The sequence below is a fragment of the Mesorhizobium sp. WSM4887 genome (assembly GCF_029625865.1).
GTDB lineage: Bacteria > Pseudomonadota > Alphaproteobacteria > Rhizobiales > Rhizobiaceae > Mesorhizobium.
On record NZ_JARTVP010000049.1, the window covers coordinates 1 to 276 of the forward strand.

General features: G+C 59.4%; 1 protein-coding gene. It reads left to right on the top strand.

Going from position 1 to position 276, the window contains the following annotated elements; translation table 11 throughout:
- Window positions 1–64: 64 nt before the first annotated feature.
- Window positions 65–276: glutamate--tRNA ligase family protein (locus P9230_RS32275; RefSeq protein ID WP_278121756.1), on the top strand; the 212-nt coding region annotated here is incomplete at its 3' end.

Sequence of the window (276 nt, forward strand, 5' to 3'; positions counted from 1 at the left end):
GGTTCTGCCATGGCGGGAACTTTACCGGAGTCTGTCAGCGGATCCCGATAGACTTCGTGTCATCATGACTGATTTGCATCCCGCGCGCACGCGCGTTGCCCCCTCGCCCACTGGTGATCCTCACGTCGGTACGGCCTATATGGCCTTGTTCGACAAGGCATGGGCACAACGCACCGGTGGCCAGTTCGTGCTGCGCATCGAGGACACTGATCGCACTCGTCTGGTGGCGGGTTCGGAGGATCAGATTTATCAGACACTCGAGTGGCTGGGGTTATC